This window comes from Bartonella sp. MR168JLCBS, assembly GCF_042194175.1.
Genome location: NZ_JBHIMP010000044.1, coordinates 1 through 1,752 on the forward strand (window position 1 = coordinate 1; position 1,752 = coordinate 1,752).

1 protein-coding gene and 1 pseudogene are annotated in these 1,752 nt (G+C 37.7%); one reads left to right on the top strand and one right to left on the bottom strand.

The genetic code is table 11. The annotated features are described in order from the left end of the window. A partial coding sequence (locus tag ACFIK8_RS08875) for an MFS transporter (RefSeq protein WP_375669210.1) occupies positions 1-1,089 on the top strand: 1,089 nt, incomplete at its 5' end. 35 nt (positions 1,090-1,124) lie between these two features. On the opposite strand, the pseudogene ACFIK8_RS08880 reads toward ACFIK8_RS08875, so the two are convergent. After that, positions 1,125-1,752 (bottom strand): annotated as a pseudogene (locus ACFIK8_RS08880) (MFS transporter); the annotation flags it as partial.

Here is a 1,752-nt window from a genome sequence, read left to right on the forward strand (position 1 = left end):
CAAGGATTCGGAAGTGGTTCTCTGCTATCCTTATCCTATTCCATGGTACGTATTATTTTCAGTCCATCTTTATGGTCACATGCATTGAGTATTATCTCTGGAATGTGGGGAATATCGACCTTGTTAGGACCAGCTATCGGCGGCATTTCTGTACAATATGGCATATGGAGAGCATCCTTTTGGATCATTGGCTCATTAGCAATAATTTTCTCACTCATAGCTTTTAAAGTTTTGCCGAAAGAAAATAAAAACTATGTTCCAATATCTCCACTCCCGCTTCCACAACTCCTCACACTTACCTTATTGATTTTTATCATTTCTGCCGGGGGAACTATAGATACACCAGTTATCAAAATCTGTGGGTTAGTCATTGGAAGTCTTCTCTTTGTTCTCGCAAAAATCGAATCATCTACACTTCATCCTATGTTGCCACGTAAATCCTTTTCCTTCTCTTCTGAGCTTTTTCCTGTTTACGCATTGATCCTCATTATGACTATTGTCGTGTATAGTATAGAGCTTTATTTTCCACTTTTTCTTCAAGAGCTTCATGGACAAGCCCCACTTATTGCTGGTTACATAGCAGCACTCATGAGCTTCGGTTGGACATGTGGTGCCCTATCAAGCGCCGGTATATCCGTAAAAAAAATTCACAATATCATTGTTTATTCTCCCATATTAAACTTATTAGGCATAGGCATTCTTTTATGGCTCATTCCAACAGAAGTCTCTGCACCTGAATATATTTTTATCATTTGCTTAGCATTGTTTGCTATCGGAATGAGTGCTGGTATAGCATGGCCCCATTTGTTAACACGAATCTTACAATGTGCAAATGATGAAGATTCTCTGCGTGCTAGCGAATCGCTTACCTCTGTACAGCTATTTTCAGCTGCGTTGAGTGCAACACTAGCAGGAATAATCACAAATCTTGCTGGACTTTTTAATCCTGGAGGAATAATAGGAATAATTTTAGCAGCAAAAGCTCTTCTTGCAGCACTCATCAGTCTTTTATTTTGTCTTGGTATCCCATTTGCTCTACGTGTTTCCTATAGCATATTTAAAAATCCAACTGGACAATCAAATGACTAGATAAATGAAAAATACTCTTTCTTTTCAAGAAACATTCATAGCTGAGAAAAATTTTGATCATGCTTTTCCGCATACTAATAAGAAACAAAAAAACCAATAACCTACAGAGAGTTATCACCCAAGAACAGAAATATATTCATAACTATAGCCTAATTTCAAAACTCATGCTCCAATTTCTACCCCAAGCAATATTAAAAGCAGATTGCATGAATGCTCCCGCCAAAATCTGTCCATGTATAGCAACATCCATAATTTTCGGTTGTCTAGAGAAGGCATAGCTGCAAAAGAATTAAATTACCGACCAAAAAACATCCAAATACTGCCGTTAACAGAGTATAGGGCAGAAAGAAAAAAATAAATGTGCTCCAAAGCATAGCAAAAAATATCATCGGTGAAGTGTCAACTTTAACGGCAAATTTAGACCCTAAAAGATTACCTACAACCATTCCCAACCAACTAACGGCATAATGAATGGCACCTAATCAAGAAAAACATCAGAAACATGCATTAACATCGACTTAATATAAGTGAAAACAGAAAATCATTCTGATGCTCCCAACCGAAACCATCGCCAAGAGAAACAAGACCTGCTTTTGCTTTAATACACCCGCTTCACGCAGAGGATTGATTTCTTGAGCATTCGAAACAGAAGGTAAGAACGCC